Source organism: Aeromonas sp. HMWF015 (genome assembly GCF_963878965.1).
Taxonomy (GTDB): domain Bacteria; phylum Pseudomonadota; class Gammaproteobacteria; order Enterobacterales; family Aeromonadaceae; genus Aeromonas; species Aeromonas veronii.
In genome coordinates this window covers 1-771 of sequence record NZ_CAWNZT010000193.1, presented here as the reverse complement: position 1 = coordinate 771, position 771 = coordinate 1, and the positions used below count along the sequence as shown (strand labels likewise).

The 771-nt window shown below is 65.6% G+C and carries 1 protein-coding gene and 1 pseudogene; one reads left to right on the top strand and one right to left on the bottom strand.

Annotated elements, in window-relative coordinates:
- On the top strand, window positions 1-537 hold a 537-nt coding region (locus AACS18_RS23290), incomplete at its 5' end, for a LysR substrate-binding domain-containing protein (protein ID WP_258228903.1).
- Here the strand turns inward: AACS18_RS23290 and AACS18_RS10135 are convergent.
- Window positions 531-771, bottom strand: a pseudogene (locus AACS18_RS10135) (hypothetical protein); the annotation flags it as partial. The gene AACS18_RS23290 and the pseudogene AACS18_RS10135 sit on opposite strands and share 7 nt — an antisense overlap.

The window sequence follows — 771 nt, the reverse complement described above, 5'->3', positions numbered from 1 at the left end:
CCCAAGGTGGAGCTGACCCTAGTGGAGTACGGCGGTCGCCGCATCGAACAGGCGGTGCTGGAAGGGGAGCTGGATCTCGCCATCACCATGCTGCCGACCAAAGAGGGGGGCGCCCTCAGCGCGCTGGAGCTGGATCAATACCCGATCCGGGTGGTGCTGCCCGATCAACCCCGCTGGCATGGCGAAGCGCCGCTGCGGCTCGAATCCCTGCAGGAGGAGCCCTTCCTGCTCTATACCCAGGCGTTTACCCTGAGCGAACGGTTGGAGCAGGCGTGTCAGGAGGCGGGCTTTGTGCCACAGGTGGCGGCGCGCAGCAGCCAGTGGGATTTTCTCACCGCCATGGTACGCAGCGGCATGGGAGTCGCCTTCTTGCCGGAGCCGGTCTGCAACCGGCTGACCCCGGATGGTCTGGTGCTGCGGCCGCTGGAGCCCGAATTGAGCTGGCGGCTCGGGGTGATCTGGCCGAGCGAGCGCTATCTGTCGCGCACTGCCGAGGCCTGGTTGGCCCTCTGCCGCCAGCGGCAGGCACCTCAATAATCGCCGAAGCGATCGGTCTGCGGATTGTAGAAGTAGGGGCGGTAATCGAAGCTGATCCCGTCGAGGAAGGGGTTATCCAGTCGCAGCAGTCGGCGCTGTGAGAGCTTGGCAAAGGCGATGGCCGGGCCAAAGCTCTTGCGCCACAGCGCCTGTAGCGAGCCATCCTGCCACGCTAGCTGCAACCCCCGCTCGACCCGCTGCCGCGCCTCGCGATTGTTGGGATTGGTGTAGAAG